Annotated in this window: 17 protein-coding genes; 7 read left to right on the top strand and 10 right to left on the bottom strand. The window is 60.3% G+C overall.

Annotated elements, in window-relative coordinates; genetic code table 11:
- The first annotated feature begins 29 nt into the window (after positions 1–29).
- Positions 30–785, top strand: a complete 756-nt coding sequence (locus ACQRBV_RS07500) for a substrate-binding periplasmic protein (RefSeq protein WP_060754611.1) — start codon at positions 30–32, stop codon at positions 783–785.
- On the opposite strand, the gene ACQRBV_RS07495 is transcribed toward ACQRBV_RS07500, so the two are convergent.
- The 5 genes from ACQRBV_RS07495 to gpmI all read right to left on the bottom strand — a co-directional run bounded on the left by ACQRBV_RS07495 (position 738) and on the right by gpmI (position 7,598).
- Positions 738–2,069 carry a Vps62-related protein gene (locus ACQRBV_RS07495; RefSeq protein WP_411985319.1) on the bottom strand — a complete coding sequence of 444 codons (1,332 nt, stop codon included), beginning with the start codon at positions 2,067–2,069 and terminating at the stop codon, positions 738–740. The genes ACQRBV_RS07500 and ACQRBV_RS07495 overlap by 48 nt on opposite strands.
- A 64-nt stretch (positions 2,070–2,133) precedes the next feature.
- Positions 2,134–2,919 carry a divergent polysaccharide deacetylase family protein gene (locus ACQRBV_RS07490; RefSeq protein ID WP_198760812.1) on the bottom strand — a complete coding sequence of 262 codons (786 nt, stop codon included), beginning with the start codon at positions 2,917–2,919 and terminating at the stop codon, positions 2,134–2,136.
- A gap of 1 nt (position 2,920) precedes the next feature.
- Positions 2,921–4,240: a S41 family peptidase gene (locus ACQRBV_RS07485; protein ID WP_411985318.1), complete on the bottom strand. Its 1,320-nt coding sequence runs from the start codon at positions 4,238–4,240 to the stop codon at positions 2,921–2,923.
- Positions 4,241–4,271: 31 nt separating this feature from the next.
- Positions 4,272–5,567 carry a murein hydrolase activator EnvC family protein gene (locus tag ACQRBV_RS07480; protein WP_090367365.1) on the bottom strand — a complete coding sequence of 432 codons (1,296 nt, stop codon included), beginning with the start codon at positions 5,565–5,567 and terminating at the stop codon, positions 4,272–4,274.
- A gap of 504 nt (positions 5,568–6,071) precedes the next feature.
- Positions 6,072–7,598 (bottom strand): 2,3-bisphosphoglycerate-independent phosphoglycerate mutase, encoded by a 1,527-nt coding sequence (gene gpmI, locus ACQRBV_RS07475; protein WP_411985317.1) that lies wholly within the window; start codon positions 7,596–7,598, stop codon positions 6,072–6,074.
- A 150-nt stretch (positions 7,599–7,748) separates the two neighbouring features.
- Here gpmI and ACQRBV_RS07470 point away from each other — a divergent pair, with 150 nt between their 5' ends.
- From ACQRBV_RS07470 to secB, 3 genes are read left to right on the top strand one after another with little or no spacing between them, the layout of a single operon-like run.
- Positions 7,749–8,162, top strand: a complete 414-nt coding sequence (locus tag ACQRBV_RS07470) for a rhodanese-like domain-containing protein (RefSeq protein WP_060754605.1) — start codon at positions 7,749–7,751, stop codon at positions 8,160–8,162.
- Position 8,163: 1 nt separating this feature from the next.
- Entirely contained in the window at positions 8,164–8,418 is a 255-nt protein-coding gene (gene grxC / locus ACQRBV_RS07465; RefSeq protein WP_060754604.1) for a glutaredoxin 3, read from the top strand.
- A gap of 41 nt (positions 8,419–8,459) precedes the next feature.
- Positions 8,460–8,939, top strand: a complete 480-nt coding sequence (gene secB / locus ACQRBV_RS07460) for a protein-export chaperone SecB (protein ID WP_060754603.1) — start codon at positions 8,460–8,462, stop codon at positions 8,937–8,939.
- Between the two features lie 126 nt (positions 8,940–9,065).
- On the opposite strand, the gene ACQRBV_RS07455 is transcribed toward secB, so the two are convergent.
- Positions 9,066–9,521 carry a tRNA (cytidine(34)-2'-O)-methyltransferase gene (locus ACQRBV_RS07455; RefSeq protein ID WP_003171120.1) on the bottom strand — a complete coding sequence of 152 codons (456 nt, stop codon included), beginning with the start codon at positions 9,519–9,521 and terminating at the stop codon, positions 9,066–9,068.
- Here ACQRBV_RS07455 and ACQRBV_RS07450 point away from each other — a divergent pair.
- Positions 9,520–9,960: a hypothetical protein gene (locus ACQRBV_RS07450; RefSeq protein WP_090367358.1), complete on the top strand. Its 441-nt coding sequence runs from the start codon at positions 9,520–9,522 to the stop codon at positions 9,958–9,960. The genes ACQRBV_RS07455 and ACQRBV_RS07450 overlap by 2 nt on opposite strands.
- Before the next feature lie 462 nt (positions 9,961–10,422).
- Here ACQRBV_RS07450 and ntrC read toward each other — a convergent pair whose 3' ends face one another.
- The 4 genes from ntrC to glnA form a co-directional block, all read right to left on the bottom strand.
- Entirely contained in the window at positions 10,423–11,859 is a 1,437-nt protein-coding gene (gene ntrC, locus ACQRBV_RS07445) for a nitrogen regulation protein NR(I) (protein WP_060754601.1), read from the bottom strand.
- Complete coding sequence (glnL, locus tag ACQRBV_RS07440; protein ID WP_060754600.1) at positions 11,856–12,941, bottom strand: nitrogen regulation protein NR(II); 1,086 nt, start codon at positions 12,939–12,941, stop codon at positions 11,856–11,858. Before glnL ends, ntrC begins: the two co-directional genes overlap by 4 nt.
- Before the next feature lie 261 nt (positions 12,942–13,202).
- Positions 13,203–13,739: a chorismate mutase gene (locus ACQRBV_RS07435; RefSeq protein ID WP_060754599.1), complete on the bottom strand. Its 537-nt coding sequence runs from the start codon at positions 13,737–13,739 to the stop codon at positions 13,203–13,205.
- Between the two features lie 178 nt (positions 13,740–13,917).
- Complete coding sequence (gene glnA / locus ACQRBV_RS07430) at positions 13,918–15,324, bottom strand: glutamate--ammonia ligase (protein WP_024072899.1); 1,407 nt, start codon at positions 15,322–15,324, stop codon at positions 13,918–13,920.
- A gap of 333 nt (positions 15,325–15,657) precedes the next feature.
- Here glnA and thiI point away from each other — a divergent pair, with 333 nt between their 5' ends.
- Both thiI and typA read left to right on the top strand, forming a co-directional pair.
- Positions 15,658–17,112 (top strand): tRNA uracil 4-sulfurtransferase ThiI, encoded by a 1,455-nt coding sequence (gene thiI, locus ACQRBV_RS07425; RefSeq protein WP_411985316.1) that lies wholly within the window; start codon positions 15,658–15,660, stop codon positions 17,110–17,112.
- Positions 17,113–17,251: 139 nt separating this feature from the next.
- Positions 17,252–19,072 carry a translational GTPase TypA gene (typA, locus tag ACQRBV_RS07420; protein ID WP_411985315.1) on the top strand — a complete coding sequence of 607 codons (1,821 nt, stop codon included), beginning with the start codon at positions 17,252–17,254 and terminating at the stop codon, positions 19,070–19,072.
- Positions 19,073–19,172: the final 100 nt, after the last annotated feature.

Genomic DNA, 19,172 nt, shown 5'->3' with positions numbered 1-19,172 from the left:
TGCGCTTGCCATGGATTCCGGTAACCTTCATGTTCAGACACCTGCTGCTCGCCCTCGCCAGTTCTTGCGCCGTGCTGGCCGGCTCGGCGAATGCCGAAGCGCCGTCCGACGTCTCCCTGGTGTTGCTGACGGAAAACTTCCCGCCCTACAACATGGCGAAAAACGGCAAGAACTTCGCCAAGGACGAGAACATCGAAGGCATCGCCGTGGACATCGTGCGTGAAACCTTCAAGCGTGCCGGCATTTCCTACAACCTAACCCTGCGTTTCCCCTGGGAACGAATCTACAAACTCGCCCTGGAGAAACCCGGCTACGGCGTGTTCGTGATGGCGCGCCTGCCGGACCGTGAAGGCTTGTTCAAATGGGTCGGCCCCATCGGCCCGGACGACTGGGTGATGCTGGCCAAGGCTGACAGCACTATCCAGCTGCCGGACCTGGAGCACGCCCGGCATTACAAGGTAGGCGCCTACAAGGGCGACGCGATTGCCGAGACCCTGGAAAAACAGGGTCTCAAGCCGTTAGTCGTACTGCGCGACCAGGACAATGCGCAGAAGCTGCTGGATGGCCAGATCGACCTGTGGGCCACCGGTGATCCCGCCGGGCGTTACCTGGCGCGCCAGGTCGGTGTGACCGGGCTCAAGACGGTACTGCGCTTTAACAGTGCCCAACTGTACCTGGCGCTGAACAAGGATGTGCCCGACGACGTGGTAGCCAAGCTCCAGGCCGCGCTCGATCAGTTACGGGGCGATGGTTTCATTGACGAGATCATGGCCCGCTATCTCTAGCGCCGGTTCTGTCTGTGCAGCGGCGTGCTCCAGCGCCACCTCGGTTGTGGGTAGGGGCTCGGGCAACTCAGTCTTGCTGACGTCGGGTACCGGCTGATCCTTGGGATACTCACTCATGTAAATGTGATCGCCGTTGATGTAAGTGACGGTCGCCGCCACCTGGCTGCCGTCCTGGCGCAGCAAGCGGTATTCGCTTTGGATCAGGTAAGCCGCCACGGCTTTTTGGGCCGGAATGTAGGTGATGATTTCCAGGGGCGAGGCATAGTTCCAACCTTTGGCGGACCGCTGGGTATGAGTGAAGGCCGGCTCCAGGTTCGCCGAGAAGCTCAACTGGAACGGGCGCAGGCTCGCCGACCATTTGCGCCACATCGAAACGCGAGAGATGGCTGACAGAGCGAGCGAGTAATCGCCGATCTCGCCTTTGGTCGCTGTCCACATGAACGGTTGGCTGGTGACGCTGGTGTTGTGCCCGAAACCGGCAAACTGATGGCGGTCTGTGCGCTCCAGTCGGTAGGTCGGCGACGATAGCAACTGCTCGTTTGTGCTCAGTTCCGGGTCCTTCACGCAGAACCAGGGCAGTTCACAGACCAGCGGCGGAGCAGGAGTTTCTTCTGTTGCAGGTGGTTCATAACCCGTCAGTGCCGGTGGGGATAATGGTTCGCCCGGTTGCGCGGTCAGGTCCAGGCGCAATGCGTAGGTCGGCAGATCAGGCTTGGCGTAGCGTGCATTGCCGATAAAGGTGCCAGGTGCCAGGTAGATCTCTCCAGGCTCTGCGTCCGGAGGCGTGATCGACCAGGCGCTGAAGTCCTTGGAGGCGCCACTGCCGTAATCATTCCAGATCAAGTCACCGGGTTTTGCATTGACGACCAAGTCGGCGCGGACACAGCGTACGGCGTTGCGCGAAGGCTTTTCATAGCCCACGCCGCACACCAGGCCCATGGCGACATAGCCTTCGGGCGCCAGCGGCCGCCATATGGAAAAGTCGGTGCGTGCGCCTGAATCCGTGTCTTTCCAGACCAGTTGGTAGTCTTCCGGCGAACGCAGGGCGGTGCCGTCGACTTTATTCGCGTCACTGACCACCGCGACGATCTTGCGCTGGTTGATATTGCGATAGCTGTCGGTGGCGATATCGCCCACGGGGAAAAACTGGCCCAGGGCGTCGGCGGAGGTGCTGGGGCGCCACAGGCTGACCGCTTTGTGAGCGCCGGACCCGAGGTCATTCCAGAGCGGCAGGAATTCGCTGGTGAAGCTGATGAGCAGGTCTTTGAACTGTAGATGGGGCATTCGAGAGCTCTCCGATGAATGGGAGGAGCGACTATCGAAGAATGCTGCAAGGGCGGGGCAGTACTTATCTACGCGCGGGTGAATAGGTGCCGTTTTTTCCGTGGCCGGCCATCGCTTGATTGCTGCGCACGCTGATCATCAACTTGATATCGATCCACTCCACACCCTGCGCCTTGAGCTTGGGCAACTCCCGCTCCAGCACCGCCAGGGTTTGCGGGTAGGGATGGCCGATCATCACCGCCGAGCCCTGCTTGTGGGCCAGCTTGATCGCGGTTTGCAGTTGCGTGGTGATTGCGCCTTCGGTGCGTTCGTCATCGAGAAACACGTCCCGCGAGACGCTGGCCAGGCCGATCTTCTGCGCTTCGGCAGCGGCGACGGTCTGCGCGCTGGTGCGGCTGTCGACAAAGAACTTGTTGCGCCGTTGCAACTCAGCCATCAACCAGGCCATCGCGGCCGGTTGCGCGGTCATGCGGCTGCCCATGTGGTTGTTGATGCCGGCGGTGTAGGGCACCGCCTGGAAGGCGGCATCCAGGCGTTTGCCCAGTTCTTCGATCGGCAGGTCGGGGTGCCAGGCGAACGGGCCGGTGGCCGGGTCCATGGGCATGTGCAGGATCACGATCTTGCCGGCCTTGTGGGCCTCGCGGGCGAATTCGGCGGCGTGGGGCGTGTCGGGCATGATCGCCGTGGTCACCGGCCCAGGCAGGGCCAGCACGCGGCGATCCCTCGGCAGATTTTGCCCAAGGTCGTCGATGATCAGGGTCAGGTAGGCTTTGTGTGGCTCGCCGCCAGGGGTCGCGTGGGCGACCCCTGCCAGGCTGCACAGTACAGCGATGATCAAGGCAAAACGCATATCAACGGCTGCGGGTGATGCTCAAGCCCTTGAGCAGGCTCAGTGCCTGGGCGAGTTGATAGTCGTCGTCCTGCGGCATCGGCTTGGCTTTCGCGCCACTGCCTGTAGGCTGGTCGGCACCGCCGTTGCCATTGCCCAGGTGACCCTGCAGGTCGGCTTCCTTGTAGAACTCGCCATCGGTCTCGTTGGTGATCTTGGCGCGGCGCACTTCGATGTCCGGGACGATGCCCTGGGCCTGGATCGAGCGGCCATTGGGTGTGTAATACAGCGCCGTGGTGATCTTCAGGGCCCGTTCGTTGTTCAGCGGCAACACGGTTTGCACCGAGCCTTTGCCGAAGCTGGTAGTGCCCATCAGCACGCCACGCTTCTGGTCCTGCAGGGCACCGGCAACGATTTCCGAGGCCGAGGCGCTGCCGCCGTTGATCAATACCGCCAGCGGCACGCCTTCGCTCAGGTCATTGCCGGTGGCCGAGAAGCGCAACTCGGAGTTGGCGATCCGGCCTTTGGTGTAGACGATCAGGCCTTTGGTGATGAAGTGGTCGACCACCTCCACCGCCGCCTGCAGCACGCCGCCCGGGTTGTTGCGCAGGTCGAGCACGATGCCGTTGAGCTTCTTGCCGTTGTCTTTGCGCAGCTTGGCCAGGGCCTTGGCCACTTCGTCGCCGGTCTTGACCTGGAACTGGGTGATACGGATGTAACCGTAGCCCGACTCCAGCAACTGGCTCTTCACGCTCTTGACCGTGATGGTCGCGCGGGCCAGGGTCACGTCAAACGGAGCACCGCCGTCGCGTACCAGGGTCAGGGTGATTTTCTGGCCGAGCTTGCCGCGCATCTTGTCGACGGCTTCGGTCATGGTCTGGCCGCGAGTGGGCTGGCCGTTGATCTTCACGATCAGGTCGCCGGCCTGGATACCGGCTTTGGACGCCGGGGTGTCGTCGATCGGCGACACCACTTTGATCTGGCCATCTTCGGAGCCCACTTCGATGCCCAGGCCACCGAATTCGCCGCTGGTGCTTTCCTGCAGCTCAGCGAAATCTTCCGGGCCGAGGTAGGCGGAGTGCGGGTCGAGGTTGCTGAGCATGCCCTTGATGGCATTTTCCAGCAGGGTCTTGTCGTCTACGGGTTCGACATAGGCCGCCTTGATCCGGTCCATCACCTCGGCAAAGGTGCGCAGCTCTTCCAGCGGCAACGGCGCCTTGGTGGTCACTGCGTAGGTCGCGGCGGGTGCAGCCGGTGCGGCCTGGTCGGCAAAAGCCAGAGGCGCGCCGATCACCAGGGCGATCGTCAGGGCCAGCGAAGTGAGGCGGGACAAATGCAGCATGTCGAACGAACTCCTAATGTAGGCGCGACCCTTATCCTTGGGTTCTGCACCATTGTGCGGGATCGCTCGGGCGACCCTGCTGACGAATAGCGAAATACAGCGCCGGAGTGTCCTGGCCACCACTGTTACCGACAGTGGAGATGGATTCACCGGCTTTTACAACATCACCTGCCGACTTGAGTAAAGTCTGATTGTGGCCGTAAAGGCTCAAATAGCCATTACCGTGGTCAAGAATCACCAGCAAGCCGGCACCGCGCAGCCAGTCGGCGAACACCACACGCCCGCCGTGGACGGCGTGGACCTGGCTGCCGGCAGCGGCGCTGATCATCACGCCATCCCACTTGGCGCGGGTGTCATCGCCACGGGTTTCCCCAAAACGAGCCAACAATCGACCATCAACAGGCCATGGAAGTTTTCCGCGAGCTGAAGCAAAAGGGCCACCGAACGATTCTCCCGCACTGGAAACCAGCGGGCCAGGTGCGGAATGCGCAGGTTTGCGGGGCGCCGGGGCATCCGTCGTGGCAGCCAGTTCGGCCTCACGCTGGCGCTTTTTTTCCGCTTCCTGCTGGGCGATCAGCGCTTTTTGCCGCGCTTCTTCTGCCTCGCGAGCCTGGCGGGCCAGGGTTTCCTCGATGGTCTTGAGCACTTTGGCCAGGTCGGCCTGGTCTTGCTCACGGGCCTGGAGCTTGGCGTCGCGGGCTTTGACATCGTCGTTGAGCTTGGCCAGCGCCAGCTGGCGTTCCTTGCGGACCTTGTCCAACTGGTCGCGCTGGGTGTCGAGGGCGCTTTTCTGGTCGAGCAACTGCGACTGTTGGTCGGCGATTTCCTGTTCCACGTTGGCCAATTGGCGCAAGGTTTCGTTGAAACCCTTCAATTGCTCCAGGCGGGCCTTGCTCAGGTAGTCGTAATAGGTGAGGGTGCGCGCGAATTTCTCCGGGTTCTGCTGGTTGAGCAGCAGCTTGAGATACTCCTGGCGGCCGCTCTGGTAGGCGGCGCGGGCCTGGATCGCGATCAGGCGTTGTTGCTCAACGCGGGCGCCCTGGAGTTTTTTTTTCTCAGCGTCGAGTCGCTCCAGTTCCGACTCGCTCTTCTTTAGTTCTTTTTGCAGCTCCTGGACCTGCTTCTCCAGCTTGCCCATCTCGGTTTCCGTGCTGCGCAGGTCTTTCTGCACGCCGGATTTTTCTTCCTGGAGCTTGCCGAGCAGTTTTTTCAGCTCGGTAATGTCCTGACGCGTTGCGTCCAACTGTTGTTGGGTTTGTGCGCGCTCATCGGCAAAAGCCGGTTGGAGCAGGCAGACGAGAGCGAGGGTAATCAAGGCGCGAAGCATAGAGGCGGGCGACACCAGGGAAAGGGACGGCCTAGTATGCCCGCCAAGCGCTGCAAAAAAAACGCCCAATTGGGGCGGGATGCCAAGATAGGTGCCGAGTGGCAGCGGTATGGCATAAAGACATCTACCAAACACCGCAGATCACATGTGGGAGGGGGGGGGGCGATCGTTCCCACGCTCCGCGTGGGAAGGCATCCCGTGACGCTCCGCGTCACCCATACGCAGAATAGAGGGACGCGGAGCGTCCCCGGCGGCATTCCCACGCAGAGCGTGGGAACGATCGTGGTGAGTCAGACCCGGATTGAGGTGGCTGTCATCTCCACTGGTTTCTCCAGGCCGATCAGTTTCAACAGGCTGATACGCAGCCTCACGTACTTCGATCGTTCCCACGCTCCGCGTGGGAATGCATCCCGTGACGCTCCGCGTCACCCATACGCAGAATAGTGGGACGCGGAGCGTCCCCGGCGGCATTCCCACGCAGAGTGTGGGAACGATCAGGGTGAGTCAGACCAGAATCGAGGTGCCGGTCATCTCTTTCGGCTTCTCCAGGCCCATCAGCTTGAGCATGGTGGGCGCCACATCCGCCAATACGCCGCTTTCACGCACTTTCAGGTCGCGCTTGCCAACATAGATGAACGGTACCGGCTCGGTGGTGTGCGCAGTGTGGGCCTGGCCGGTCGATTCGTCGGACATCTGCTCGCAGTTGCCGTGGTCGGCGGTGATCAGTGCTTCGCCGCCGACTTTTTCCAGGGCGTCGACGATGCGGCCGACACAGGTGTCCAGGCATTCCACGGCCTTGATCGCCGCTTCCAGGTTGCCGCTGTGGCCAACCATGTCGCCATTGGCGTAGTTGACCACGATCACGTCGTAACGCTGGTGGTCGATGGCATCGACGATCTTGTCGGTCACTTCCGGTGCGCTCATTTCCGGCTGCAGGTCGTAGGTGGCGACTTTCGGCGACGGGATCAGGATGCGTTCTTCGCCCGGGAATGGCTCTTCGCGGCCACCGGAGAAGAAGAACGTCACGTGGGCGTATTTCTCGGTTTCGGCGATGCGCAGCTGGGTCTTGCCGTTTTTCGCCAGATAGTCGCCCAGCACGTTGTCCAGGCTGCCCGGGGCAAATGCCGAAGGGGCCGGGATGTTGGCGGCGTATTGGGTCAGCATCACGAACTCGACCTTCGGCTGGCGCGAGCGCTCGAAATCCTTGAAGCCGTCGTCGACGAACACGTGGCTCAGCTCGCGGGCGCGGTCGGCGCGGAAGTTCATGAACACCACGGCGTCGCCGTCTTCCACTTTCACCGGCTCACCGATGGTGGTGGCTTTGACGAACTCATCGCTCTCGCCGCGCTCGTAGGCAGCTTGCAGGCCGTCCTGTGCGGTGGCGGCGTTGAAGTCGGCCTGGCCGTTGACGATCAGGTTGTAAGCCTGGGACACGCGGTCCCAACGGTTGTCGCGGTCCATGGCGAAGTAGCGGCCCACCAGGCTGGCGATGCGGCCCTTGCCGAGGGCGGCGAAGGTGGCGTCCAGCAGTTCGATGGACGATTGCGCGCTTTTCGGCGGAGTGTCGCGGCCGTCGAGGAAGGCGTGCAGGTAGATCTTGTCGGCGCCGCGCTTGAAGGCCAGTTCGGCCATGGCGACCAGGTGATCCTGGTGGCTGTGAACGCCGCCGTCGGAGAGCAGGCCCATGAAGTGCACGGCCTTGCCGGCTGCGACTGCTTTATCCACCGCCGTGCAGATGGTCGGGTTCTCGAAGAACTCGCCGTCGCGGATCGCTTTGGTCACACGGGTGAAGTCTTGGTATACCACTCGTCCGGCGCCGAGGTTCATGTGGCCGACTTCCGAGTTGCCCATCTGGCCGTCCGGCAAACCCACGTCCATGCCGGAACCGGAGATCAGGCCATTGGGTACGGTAGCGGTCAGGCGGTCCAGCACGGGCTTGTTGGCCGAATACACGGCGTTGTCGTGGTGGCTTTCACTGTGTCCGAAGCCATCGAGAATTATCAGGACCAAAGGTTTAGGCGTGGTAGTCATAGATCCTCTCGCGGCGCTAATAAGGAAGAGAATTGAAAAGTGAGTGGCAGTTTAAAGCGAAGTTCCCACCACGTCACCGCTTTACGGGGGTTGGCCCCCCCGGACGGCTGTGTATACTTACCGCCATTTTAACGCCCTGGAACCTCCTTGATGGTTGATCACCTGATTGCATTTGCCACTGCCCACTACCTGCTCGCGGGTGCCTTTGTCATCCTGCTGGCGCTGCTGATCGCTCATGAAATGAGCCGCGGTGGCCGCAGCCTGAGCACGTCGGAGCTGACCGCGCTGGTCAACAAGGATGAAGCCGTTGTCGTGGATATTCGCCCGGCCAAGGAATTTGCCGGCGGCCACATTGTTGGCGCCCTGAACATTCCGCAGGACAAGCTGATCGCACGCCTGGCCGAGCTGGAAAAATACAAAGCCAAGACCATCATCCTGGTCGACGCCCAAGGCCAGCACGCCGGCACCCACGCCCGCGAAATGCTCAAGACCGGTTTCACCGCCGCCAAACTGTCCGGCGGTATCGGCAGCTGGAAGGCCGATAACCTGCCGCTGGTGAAGTGATATGAGCCAGGTTGTCGTGTATTCCAGCGATTGGTGCCCTTACTGCATGCGGGCCAAGGCCTTGCTGGAGAAAAAGGGCATTGCCTTCGAAGAGATCAAGGTCGACGGCAAACCCCAGGTGCGTGCCGAAATGGCTCAGAAAGCGGGGCGCACGTCCGTGCCGCAGATCTGGATCGGCACCCGGCACGTCGGTGGCTGCGATGACCTGTTCGCCCTGGAGCGCGCCGGTAAACTCGATGCGCTGCTGCTCGTCTGACTCCTAAACCCTAAAGACCCCAAGATTAAGAAGGATCTGTGATGACTGACCAACAGAATACCGAAGCAGCAGAAGCCCAAGGCCCACAATTTTCGCTGCAGCGCATCTATGTTCGCGACCTGTCGTTCGAAGCGCCGAAAAGCCCGGCCATCTTCCGTCAGGAGTGGACCCCAAGCGTTGCCCTGGACCTGAACACCCGCCAGAAATCCCTGGAAGGCGACTTCCACGAAGTGGTACTGACCCTGTCGGTAACCGTCAAGAATGGCGAGGAAGTGGCCTTTATCGCTGAAGTGCAACAGGCCGGTATTTTCCTGATCCAGGGCCTGGACGAAGGGTCCATGAGCCACACCCTGGGCGCGTTCTGCCCGAACATCCTGTTCCCGTATGCCCGCGAGACCCTGGACAGCCTGGTCACCCGCGGCTCGTTCCCGGCGCTGATGCTGGCTCCGGTGAACTTCGATGCCCTGTACGCTCAAGAGCTGCAGCGCATGCAACAGGAAGGTTCGTCGACGGTTCAGTAATCTCGAACCCGACGCAGAACCCAATGTGGGAGGGGGCTTGCCCCCGATGGCGGTGGATCAGTCACATAGATGTCGACTGACACTCCGCCATCGGGAGCAAGCCCCCTCCCACATTTGTTATGGGTGTTACTTGAAGCCCAGCTGGCGCCAGCCTTCGTAGACGGCAACGGCTACGGTGTTGGACAGGTTCAGGCTGCGGCAGCCCTCACGCATCGGCAGGCGCAGGCGGTGGCCGTCGGGCAGGGCGTCGAGCACCTCGGCCGGCAGACCACGGCTTTCCGGGCCGAAGAGGAAGGCGTCGCCTTCGGCAAAGCTGGCATCATGAAACGGCCGCGAGCCTTTGGTGGTGAACGCGAACAGGCGCGGGTGGCCCAGGCTTTCCAGGCAGCTGGCAAGGTCGGCGTGGCGCTTGAGGGTGGCGTACTCGTGGTAGTCCAGCCCGGCGCGGCGCAGGCGTTTGTCGTCCATGTCGAAGCCCAGCGGCTCGATCAAATGCAGGTGGCAGCCACTATTGGCGCACAGCCTGATAACGTTGCCGGTATTCGGCGGAATTTCTGGTTGAAAAAGGATGACGTGAAACATGCACGGCTCCGAAGGCAAAGATGCGTTGCATTCTACCCCTGAAGACGACCCAAGGCCGAAGCTATTGCCACGGGTCATGGGCTCTTTGGCGATTGTCGGCCTGATGATCGGCTTGATGATCGGCCGCCTGACCACACCCGACCCGGTCGAGTTGCAGCAGGTCGAGACCCGCGCGGATGGCATGGTGGTGTGGTTCAACAGCGAACCCAAGCTGCACGGCGAGCATATCGACGGCGCCGTGGCGTTGCTGTTCGACGCCCAGGGCAAGGCTGGCGGTGGGCAACTCAAGGTCAACGACAAGGATGTGAACTGGCGCGTGCGCAAGACCGATCGCGGCTTGCTGCTCAACCTGGTGGCCGCGCGACCGTTGCGTGGAGAGTGGAACGGGGGAAAAACCGACGGCCGCTGGCGGCTGGAGATCCATCTCCGGGAGGAATAAAAGAGGGAGTTCCCGGCCTGCCTGTACCAGGGCTCCCAAAACGGGTGTGGGGCACGATGCTGTTAGCATCAAGCGCCCCGGTGTAAAGAGGGGATTCTCGGCCTGCCTGTACCAAGGTCCCCGAAACTGGGTTATGTCAGGGTTATTGCAGGGCGCATGCCAGAATGGCCAGGATGCACAAAATATTTTCTTCATAAAGCGCAAAGCCCCGGAATACGGGGCTTTGGTGTTTTTGGCTATCAGAATTTTCTCAGTGATGCCTGGCTTTCAAGCGTTGGATCCGTGCTCGATGCCGGTTCATGGTGCATTGAAGCGGTGCACAGTCCTGAACCTTTTGATCGTTCCCACGCTCCGCGTGGGAATGCATCCTGTGACGCTCCGCGTCATGACTCTAAAAGCGGACGCAGAGCGTCCAGGGCGGCATTCCCACGCAGAGCGTGGGAACGATCAGAGACCTGATACTCAGCCTTCATCACCCTCATCATCATCCCCGCCATCGACCTTCATCCCCAGTTCCTTGATCTTGCGAGTCAGGGTATTGCGGCCCCAGCCCAGTAGCACGGCGGCGTCGCGGCGGCGGCCGGCGGTGTGCTTCAGGGCGGTTTCGATCATGATTCGCTCGAAGGCCGGCACAGCGCTGTCCAGCAGGTTCGACTGGCCACGTGCCAGGGCCTGATCAGCCCATTGGCGCAGCGCCTGCTCCCAGTTGGTCACGGGGGCCGAATCTTGCGGCAGGCTCAACAGCTCCGGCGGCAGATCACTGATATGCACTTCGCGTCCGGACGCCATCACGGTGATCCAGCGGCAGGTGTTCTCCAGCTGGCGCACGTTGCCGGGCCACGGCAGGTTCTTCAGGTATTCCTCGGTCTCGCTCTTGAGCAGCTTCGGTTCGACGGCCAGTTCCTGGGCTGCACGGCTGAGGAAGTGGCGGGCAAGGGTCGGGATGTCTTCACGGCGATCCGACATGCGTGGGATGTGGATACGGATGACGTTCAGGCGGTGGAACAAGTCCTCACGGAATTTGCCCGCGTGCACCAGGGTTTCCAGGTTCTGGTGGGTCGCGGCGATGATGCGCACGTCCACTTTGACGGGGGTATGCCCGCCGACACGGTAGAACTCACCATCGGCCAGCACGCGCAGCAAGCGCGTCTGGGTGTCGGCCGGCATGTCGCCGATTTCGTCGAGGAACAACGTGCCGCCATCGGCTTGTTCAAAGCGGCCACGGCGCAGGTTGGCGGCACCGGTGAAGGCACCTTTTTCATGGCCGAACAACTCGGACTCCATCAAGTCCTTCGGGATCGCCGCCATGTTCAGGGCGATGAACGGCGAGGCTGCCCGTGGGCTGTGACGGTGCAGGGCATGGGCCACCAGTTCTTTACCGGTGCCCGATTCGCCGTTGATCAGCACGGTGATGTTGGAATGGCTCAAGCGCCCGATGGCACGAAAGACTTCCTGCATCGCCGGCGCTTCACCGATGATTTCCGGAGTGCGGGTCAGGGTCGGCGGGGCTTCCTGGTTTTGCTGTTCCTGGGCGTGTTGGTTGGCGCGCTTGACCAGCGCCACCGCTTCGTCCACGTCGAACGGCTTGGGCAGGTATTCAAAGGCGCCGCCCTGATAGGACGCGACAGCGCTGTCCAAGTCGGAGTGCGCCGTCATGATGATCACCGGCAAGCGCGGGTGCTGCTCGCGGATGCGTGCCAGCAAGTCCAGGCCACTGGCGCCGGGCATGCGGATGTCGGAGATGATCACGTCCGGCTGTTGGCGGGCCAGGCGGCTCATCACGCCGTCGGCGCTGTCGAAGCTCTGGGTGGCCATGCCTTCCTGTTGCAAGGCTTTTTCGAGGACCCAGCGGATAGAACGGTCGTCATCGACGATCCACACAGTTTCACTACGGCTCATGTCGATGGGGCTCCTTGTTCCAGTGGTAGAAAGATCGAGAAGGTGGTGTGGCCAGGATGGCTCTCACATTCGATCAGACCCTGGTGCTGGCTGATGATGTTCTGGGTAATGGCCAGGCCCAGCCCGGTACCGTCCGGGCGGCCGCTGACCATGGGAAAGAAGATGGTTTCCTGAAGTTCCGCCGGAATTCCGGGGCCGTTGTCGATGATTTCGACTTTGGTCACCAGGCGATGGCGCACATGCCCGATGGTGAACTGGCGCAGGGCACGGGTGCGCAGGCTGATGCGGCCCAGGCGCAGTTCGTTCTGGCTGCTGATGGCCTGCATGGCGTTGCGCACGATATTGAGCACCGCCTGGATCATCTGTTCGCGGTCGATCAATACGTCGGGAATGCTCGGGTCGTAGTCGCGTACCAGGGTGATACAGCCTTGGCTTTCGGCTTCCACGAGCTGGCAGACGCGCTCCAGGACTTCATGCACGTTGGTCAGCGCCAGCGACGGCAGCTTGTTGGAGCCGAGCATGCGGTCCACAAGGTTACGCAGGCGGTCGGCTTCTTCGATGATGACGTTGGTGTAGTCCTTGAGATGCTCCTCCGGCAGCTCGCGGGCCAGCAACTGCGCCGCGCCGCGAATGCCGCCCAGCGGGTTCTTGATCTCATGGGCGAGGCCGCGCACCAGCATTTTGCTGGTTTCCTGCTTGGACAGTTGGGCCTCTTCCTTGGTGATGCGCAGCAGGCGATCGCGGGGGTGCACTTCCAGCAGCAGCAAGGTGGCGCCGTTGCTCAGGATCGGGGTCACGGCGTAGTCGACGGTCAGCGTCTGGCCGGTGAGGGCGGTCAGCATCGCCTCGCGCTTGGTGAACGGGTGTGCCTGCTCCACTGCCTGGCGCAACGAGCTCAGGGCCTCGGCCGACTCGGTGAACAATTCGCTGATGAACTGCCCATGGCTGCGCTGGCCACTGATAGCCAGGAGCATCTCCGCCGCCGGGTTCATGTACTCAAGGCGCAGGTCGTCATTGAGCAGAATGGTTGCGGTGGTCAGGTTGTCGAGTAGCAAACGGTGCAGTGCATCGCTGATGGTCATCAGGACCTCTTTTGGAGCAAGGCGCGGGCTTGAGGCACACGCTGATACCAGGAAAATGCAAAAACCAAACCAAGGCTCCGAAAAGAAGCGCGAAACCTCTGGAATGGGGGGTTAAGGCGCGAAACTGTGGCGTTCTGCCAGCTTGATCGTGAAGTTTCGAACCAAAATGGGCTGGACAGAGGGGAAGAGTGCAACCTGGCGCACCAATATAGTGCTGTTTTGAAAGGTCCGTTCAGGAAAGCCAGGCGGCTTTCCTGGCGGTCAGCCTTTGAAGATGCACAGCTCAGCCGTGGCGCGAATCATCGCCAGTTGCCGCATTGGGTCGTTCAGTGGTTCATGGACGGCCTGTGCCAGCCATTGCGGGCACTGAGGGTCGGTGCGTTGCGGAGTGAAATCCGCCAGTTGCTGGAGCATGCGCTTTTGCAGTTCGTCCAGTCGTGGGCGAATCTGCTTTACCAGATCCGGGCGTGGCTCGTCGGGCGCCTTGCCCTGGAACTGCCAGTCGGACAGCAGGGTGTATTGCACCAGTTTGTTGGCTTCGATCTGCGCCGAGAAGAATTGCTCCGCCGCGTCAGGTGCCAGTTTGTAGGCCGGCGCCTGGGCGGCGACGCTGGCGATCACCTCTTGTTCGCGCTTCTTGTCTTCCACCGGCTTGTGGCTGTCCCATTTGCTCAGGGCGACCTGATCGGCGATCTCCAGGCGTTCGGCGATGCTGTTGAGCAGTGGTTCCAGGGTGGGCGGCGCGGCGCTCGCACTGACACTGACGAATAACAGGGCTGACAAAAGTCTATGTTTCAACGCAGATCTCCTTGTGGGAGGGGGCTTGCTCCCGATGGGGCCTGTGAATACAGGTGCTGGCTGACACTCTGCCATCGGGAGCAGGCCCCCTCCCACATTTTTAATAAAACCGGGGCAAAAAAAGACCTCCCGAAGGAGGTCTTTTCGTCATCACGCTACTTCAAGCAGCGCTACTGGATCAGCAGCTGTAGTACAGCTCGTATTCCAGTGGGTGTACGAAGGTGCGTACTTTGATTTCTTCTTCGCTTTTCAGCTCGATGTAGGCATCGATGAAGTCGTCGCTGAATACGCCGCCTTTGGTCAGGAACGCACGACCTTTGTCCAGCTCTTCCAGGGCTTCTTTCAGGCTGCCGCATACTTGTGGGATCTCTTTGGCCTCTTCAGGCGGCAGGTCGTACAAGTTTTTGTCGGCGGCATCGCCAGGGTGGATCTTGTTCTGGATACCGTCCAGGCCAGCCATTACCAGGGCAGCGAAGGCCAGGTATGGGTTGGCTGCCGGATCCGGGAAGCGGGCTTCGATACGGCGAGCGCGTGGGCTGGACACGTAAGGAATACGGATCGAAGCGGAACGGTTGCGCGCCGAGTAGGCCAGCATCACCGGAGCTTCGAAGCCTGGGACCAGACGCTTGTAGGAGTTGGTCGACGGGTTGGTGAAGCCGTTCAGGGCCTTACCGTGCTTGATGATACCGCCGATGAAGTACAGGGCAGTGTCGGACAGGCCGGCATAACCTTCGCCGGCGAAGGTGTTCTTGCCTTCTTTGGCGATGGACAGGTGAACGTGCATACCCGAACCGTTATCGCCGTACAGTGGCTTAGGCATGAAGGTTGCGGTACGGCCGTAGGCGTCAGCCACGTTGTGTACGCAGTACTTCAGGGTCTGAACTTCGTCAGCCTTGGCAACCAGGGTGTTGAACTTCACACCGATTTCGTTCTGGCCGGCAGTCGCCACTTCGTGGTGGTGAACTTCGATGACCAGGCCCATTTCTTCCATGGCGTTGCACATGGAGGTACGGATTTCGTGGTCGTGGTCGAACGGCGGAACTGGGAAGTAGCCACCTTTGATACCTGGACGGTGGCCTTTGTTGCCGCCTTCCACGTCCTGGTCGGACATCCACGAACCTTGCTCGGAAAAGATCTTGAACATGGAGCCGGAGATGTCGGACTTGAACTTAACCGAATCAAAGATGAAGAATTCTGGCTCAGGGCCTACGAATACGGTGTCGCCGATACCGGTCGACTTCAGGTATTCCTCGGCACGCTTGGCGATCGCACGTGGGTCGCGGTCGTAGCCTTGCATGGTCGAAGGCTCGATCACATCGCAAACGATGATCAGGGTTGGGTCTTCGGTGAACGGGTCGAGAACGGCAGTGCTGTCGTCCGGCATCAGGATCATGTCGGAGGCTTCGATGCCTTTCCAGCCGGCGATGGAGGAACCGTCGAACATTTTGCCTTCTTCGAAGAAAGCATCATCCAGCGCATCGCGCGCCGGCATGGTCACGTGGTGCTGAGTACCTTTGGTGTCCGTGAAGCGCAGATCAATCCATTTAACGTCATGATCTTTGATGAGTTGAACCGACTTCGACATAGTGTCCTCCGGGTGGCTTCGGGCTGGGTAGTGGAGTTAGCCCTTAGAATGTGGGTGATGCCGGCGCGGATAGTCCGCCAAGGCAACCTGCCTCACAAGAGAGCAAATTGCATGCCAGTGCGCCAACATGGGTTTTCTGCTCCAAAAACGCCCCTATAAAGGTGCATTGCGACAAAAGCCTAGAAATTGCGCACCTCAATGTAGCGCAGAGGATCGAAAATGCACCCTATTAGTGCATTGCGCGTGCTGTGCATATTAACTGGTTAAACCTTGAGCGATTTCCGCTATAATCCGCGCCCCCCTTTTTCAGCAGGCCCGGCGCGCGCTGTTTCCATGAAATTAATCGTTAAAGTCTTCCCCGAGATCACCATTAAAAGCCGACCGGTACGGACGCGTTTCATCCGTCAATTGGCCAAGAACATCCGTGCCGTGCTCCGTGACCTGGACCCGGCTGTGGTGGTGAATGGCGTGTGGGACAATCTCGAGCTGGAAACCCGTGTCACCGACGGCAAGGCCTTGAAGGACATGACCGAGCGCCTGAGCTGCATGCCGGGCATCGCGCATTTCCTGCAGGTGGATGAATACCCGCTGGGCGACTTCGACGACATCACCGAAAAGTGCAAGCAGCACTACGGCAGTTCGCTTGAAGGCAAGATCTTTTCTGTGCGTTGCAAGCGTGCCGGCAAGCATCCGTTCAGCTCCATGGATGTCGAGAAATATGTCGGCAGCAAGCTGCGTCGTGAGTGCGGCGCAGCGGGAATTTCGCTGAAAACGCCGGAAATCGAAGTCCGAATCGAAATTCGCGACCAACGGTTGTTTGTCATCCACAGCCAGCACAACAGCATCGGCGGCTACCCGCTGGGCGCCCTGGAACAGACCCTGGTATTGATGTCCGGCGGTTTCGATTCCACGGTGGCGGCCTACCAGATCATGCGCCGCGGCCTGATGAGCCACTTCTGCTTCTTTAACCTGGGCGGGCGTGCACACGAATTGGGCGTGATGGAAGTTGCGCACTTTATCTGGAAGAAATACGGCAGCTCCCAACGCGTGCTATTTGTGAGCGTACCGTTCGAGGAAGTGCTGGGCGAAATTCTCGGCAAAGTCGATAACAGTCATATGGGCGTGGTATTGAAGCGTATGATGTTGCGCGCCGCGTCGAGCATCGCCGACCGCCTGCACATCGACGCGCTGGTGACCGGCGAGGCGATCTCCCAGGTTTCGAGCCAGACGCTGCCGAACCTGTCGCTGATCGATTGCGTGACCGAAAAGCTGGTATTGCGCCCGCTGATCGCCAGCCACAAGCAGGACATCATCGACCTGGCACAAGAAATCGGCACCGCCGACTTTGCCAGGCACATGCCCGAGTACTGCGGGGTCATCTCGGTGAACCCCAAGACCCATGCCAAGCGCCACCGCGTGGAGCATGAAGAGAAAGAATTCGATATGGCCGTTCTGGAGCGTGCGCTCGAGAACGCCAAGCTGGTGCCGATTGATCGCGTAATCGATGAATTGGGCCAGGATGTACAGATCGAAGAAGTCAGCGAGGCTCTGGCCGGCCAGATCGTCATCGACATCCGTCACCCGGATGCCGCTGAAGATGAACCGCTGGAAATTGCTGGCATCGACGTGCAAACGCTGCCGTTCTACGCACTGAACGCGCGTTTCAAGGAACTGGATGACAGCCGTCAGTACCTGCTGTATTGCGACAAAGGCGTGATGAGTCGCCTGCATGCCCACCATTTGCTCAGTGAGGGGCATGCCAATGTGCGCGTTTATCGACCGAGCTAAGAGCCCGGGGCTGTTTGCCTGTGGCCTGCGTCACCGGCCCCCCGACTCTGCCGTCAAGCTGTAACGGCAAGGCCTGACTCTATTGTTAATCGCTGCCACGACCTGTCAGCACACCGAATCCTCTGATCGAGATACACAAGTGATCGAAAATCTACGTAACATCGCCATCATTGCTCACGTTGACCATGGTAAAACCACCCTGGTAGACAAACTCCTGCGTCAGTCCGGCACCCTGGAGCGCAACGAGCTCAACGACGAGCGCGTGATGGACTCCAACGACCAGGAAAAAGAGCGCGGTATTACCATCCTGGCAAAAAACACCGCCATCAACTGGAACGGCTACCACATCAACATCGTGGACACCCCGGGCCACGCCGACTTCGGCGGCGAAGTAGAACGCGTAATGTCGATGGTCGACTCCGTTCTGCTGCTGGTTGACGCTCAAGACGGCCCTATGCCGCAAACCCGTTTCGTGACCAAGAAGGCGTTCGAAGCCGGCCTGCGTCCGATCGTGTGCATCAACAAGGTTGACCGTCCAGGCGCGCGTCCGGACTGGGTTCTGGACCAGATCTTCGACCTGTTCGACAACCTGGGTGCCACCGAAGAACAGCTGGACTTCAAAGTCGTCTACGCCTCGGCCCTGAACGGTATTGCCGGTCTGGACCATACCGACATGGCTGAAGACATGACCCCGCTGTACCAGTCGATCGTCGACAACGTACCAGCGCCGGCTGTTGACCGTGACGGTCCGTTCCAGATGCAGATCTCCGCACTGGACTACAACAGCTTCCTGGGTGTTATCGGCGTTGGCCGTATCGCTCGTGGTCGCGTCAAGCCGAACACCCCGGTTGTGGCTATCAGCGCCGACGGCAAGAAGCGCAACGGTCGTATCCTGAAGCTGATGGGTCACCACGGCCTGCACCGCATCGACGTTGACGAAGCGGCAGCCGGTGACATCGTGTGCATCAGCGGTATGGACGAGCTGTTCATCTCCGACACCCTGTGCCACCCGGACACCCCAGAGGCGATGAAGCCTCTGACCGTTGACGAGCCAACCGTTTCCATGACCTTCCAGGTAAACGACTCGCCTTTCTGCGGTAAAGAAGGCAAGTTCGTGACCTCCCGTAACATCAAGGAGCGTCTGGACAAGGAGCTGCTGTACAACGTTGCACTGCGCGTTGAAGAAGGCGACTCGGCTGACAAGTTCAAGGTTTCCGGCCGTGGTGAGCTGCACCTCTCGGTACTGATCGAAACCATGCGTCGCGAAGGCTTCGAAATGGCCGTGGGCCGTCCTGAAGTGATCATCCGTCAGGTTGACGGCGTGAAGCAGGAACCGTTCGAAAACGTCACCATCGACACCCCTGAAGAATCCCAGGGCAAGGTCATGGAAGAGATGGGCCTGCGTAAGGGCGACCTGACCAACATGGTGCCGGATGGCAAAGGCCGTGTGCGTCTGGAATACAACATCCCTGCTCGTGGTCTGATCGGTTTCCGTAACCAGTTCCTGACCCTGACCAACGGTGCTGGCATCCTGACCTCGATCTTCGATCGCTACGACACTATGAAGTCCGGCGACATGTCCGGCCGTCAGAACGGTGTTCTGGTATCGGTAGAAACCGGCAAGGCGCTGACCTACTCCCTGGAAACCCTCCAGGCACGTGGCAAGCTGTTCGTTGAACACGGTCAAGAGATCTACAACGGCCAGATCGTTGGTCTGAACAGCCGTGACAACGACATGGGCGTCAACCCAACCAAAGGCAAGAAGCTCGACAACATGCGTGCTTCGGGTAAAGACGAAACCATCGCCCTGGTTCCACCTGTTCGCTTCACCCTGGAACAGGCTCTGGAATTCATCCAGGACGACGAGCTGTGCGAAGTTACACCTAAGTCGATCCGTCTGCGCAAGAAGATCCTGGACGAAGGCGAGCGTACCCGCGCTGCCAAGAAAGCCAAGAACTGAGTTAGCTCAGGCTGAATAAAAACGCCCCCGGTCGAAAGGCCGGGGGCGTTTTTTTATGCCTGATCGTTCCCACGCTCTGCGATTGATCGTTCCCACGCTC

The organism is Pseudomonas sp. R11F, from assembly GCF_050312575.1.
Taxonomy (GTDB): domain Bacteria; phylum Pseudomonadota; class Gammaproteobacteria; order Pseudomonadales; family Pseudomonadaceae; genus Aquipseudomonas; species Aquipseudomonas palleroniana.
This window is presented reverse-complemented; position numbering and strand designations above follow the sequence as displayed.

What these genes read in the sequence shown, in the direction of transcription:
- glnA (WP_024072899.1), bottom strand. Translation starts at nt 15,324, where the DNA reads ATGTCGAAGTCGGTTCAACTCATCAAAGATCATGACGTTAAATGGATT.
- grxC (WP_060754604.1), top strand. Translation starts at nt 8,164, where the DNA reads ATGAGCCAGGTTGTCGTGTATTCCAGCGATTGGTGCCCTTACTGCATG.
- thiI (WP_411985316.1), top strand. Translation starts at nt 15,658, where the DNA reads ATGAAATTAATCGTTAAAGTCTTCCCCGAGATCACCATTAAAAGCCGA.
- glnL (WP_060754600.1), bottom strand. Translation starts at nt 12,941, where the DNA reads ATGACCATCAGCGATGCACTGCACCGTTTGCTACTCGACAACCTGACC.
- secB (WP_060754603.1), top strand. Translation starts at nt 8,460, where the DNA reads ATGACTGACCAACAGAATACCGAAGCAGCAGAAGCCCAAGGCCCACAA.
- ACQRBV_RS07480 (WP_090367365.1), bottom strand. Translation starts at nt 5,567, where the DNA reads ATGCTTCGCGCCTTGATTACCCTCGCTCTCGTCTGCCTGCTCCAACCG.
- ACQRBV_RS07495 (WP_411985319.1), bottom strand. Translation starts at nt 2,069, where the DNA reads ATGCCCCATCTACAGTTCAAAGACCTGCTCATCAGCTTCACCAGCGAA.
- ACQRBV_RS07500 (WP_060754611.1), top strand. Translation starts at nt 30, where the DNA reads ATGTTCAGACACCTGCTGCTCGCCCTCGCCAGTTCTTGCGCCGTGCTG.
- ACQRBV_RS07455 (WP_003171120.1), bottom strand. Translation starts at nt 9,521, where the DNA reads ATGTTTCACGTCATCCTTTTTCAACCAGAAATTCCGCCGAATACCGGC.
- gpmI (WP_411985317.1), bottom strand. Translation starts at nt 7,598, where the DNA reads ATGACTACCACGCCTAAACCTTTGGTCCTGATAATTCTCGATGGCTTC.
- ACQRBV_RS07485 (WP_411985318.1), bottom strand. Translation starts at nt 4,240, where the DNA reads ATGCTGCATTTGTCCCGCCTCACTTCGCTGGCCCTGACGATCGCCCTG.
- ACQRBV_RS07470 (WP_060754605.1), top strand. Translation starts at nt 7,749, where the DNA reads ATGGTTGATCACCTGATTGCATTTGCCACTGCCCACTACCTGCTCGCG.
- ntrC (WP_060754601.1), bottom strand. Translation starts at nt 11,859, where the DNA reads ATGAGCCGTAGTGAAACTGTGTGGATCGTCGATGACGACCGTTCTATC.
- ACQRBV_RS07450 (WP_090367358.1), top strand. Translation starts at nt 9,520, where the DNA reads ATGCACGGCTCCGAAGGCAAAGATGCGTTGCATTCTACCCCTGAAGAC.
- ACQRBV_RS07490 (WP_198760812.1), bottom strand. Translation starts at nt 2,919, where the DNA reads ATGCGTTTTGCCTTGATCATCGCTGTACTGTGCAGCCTGGCAGGGGTC.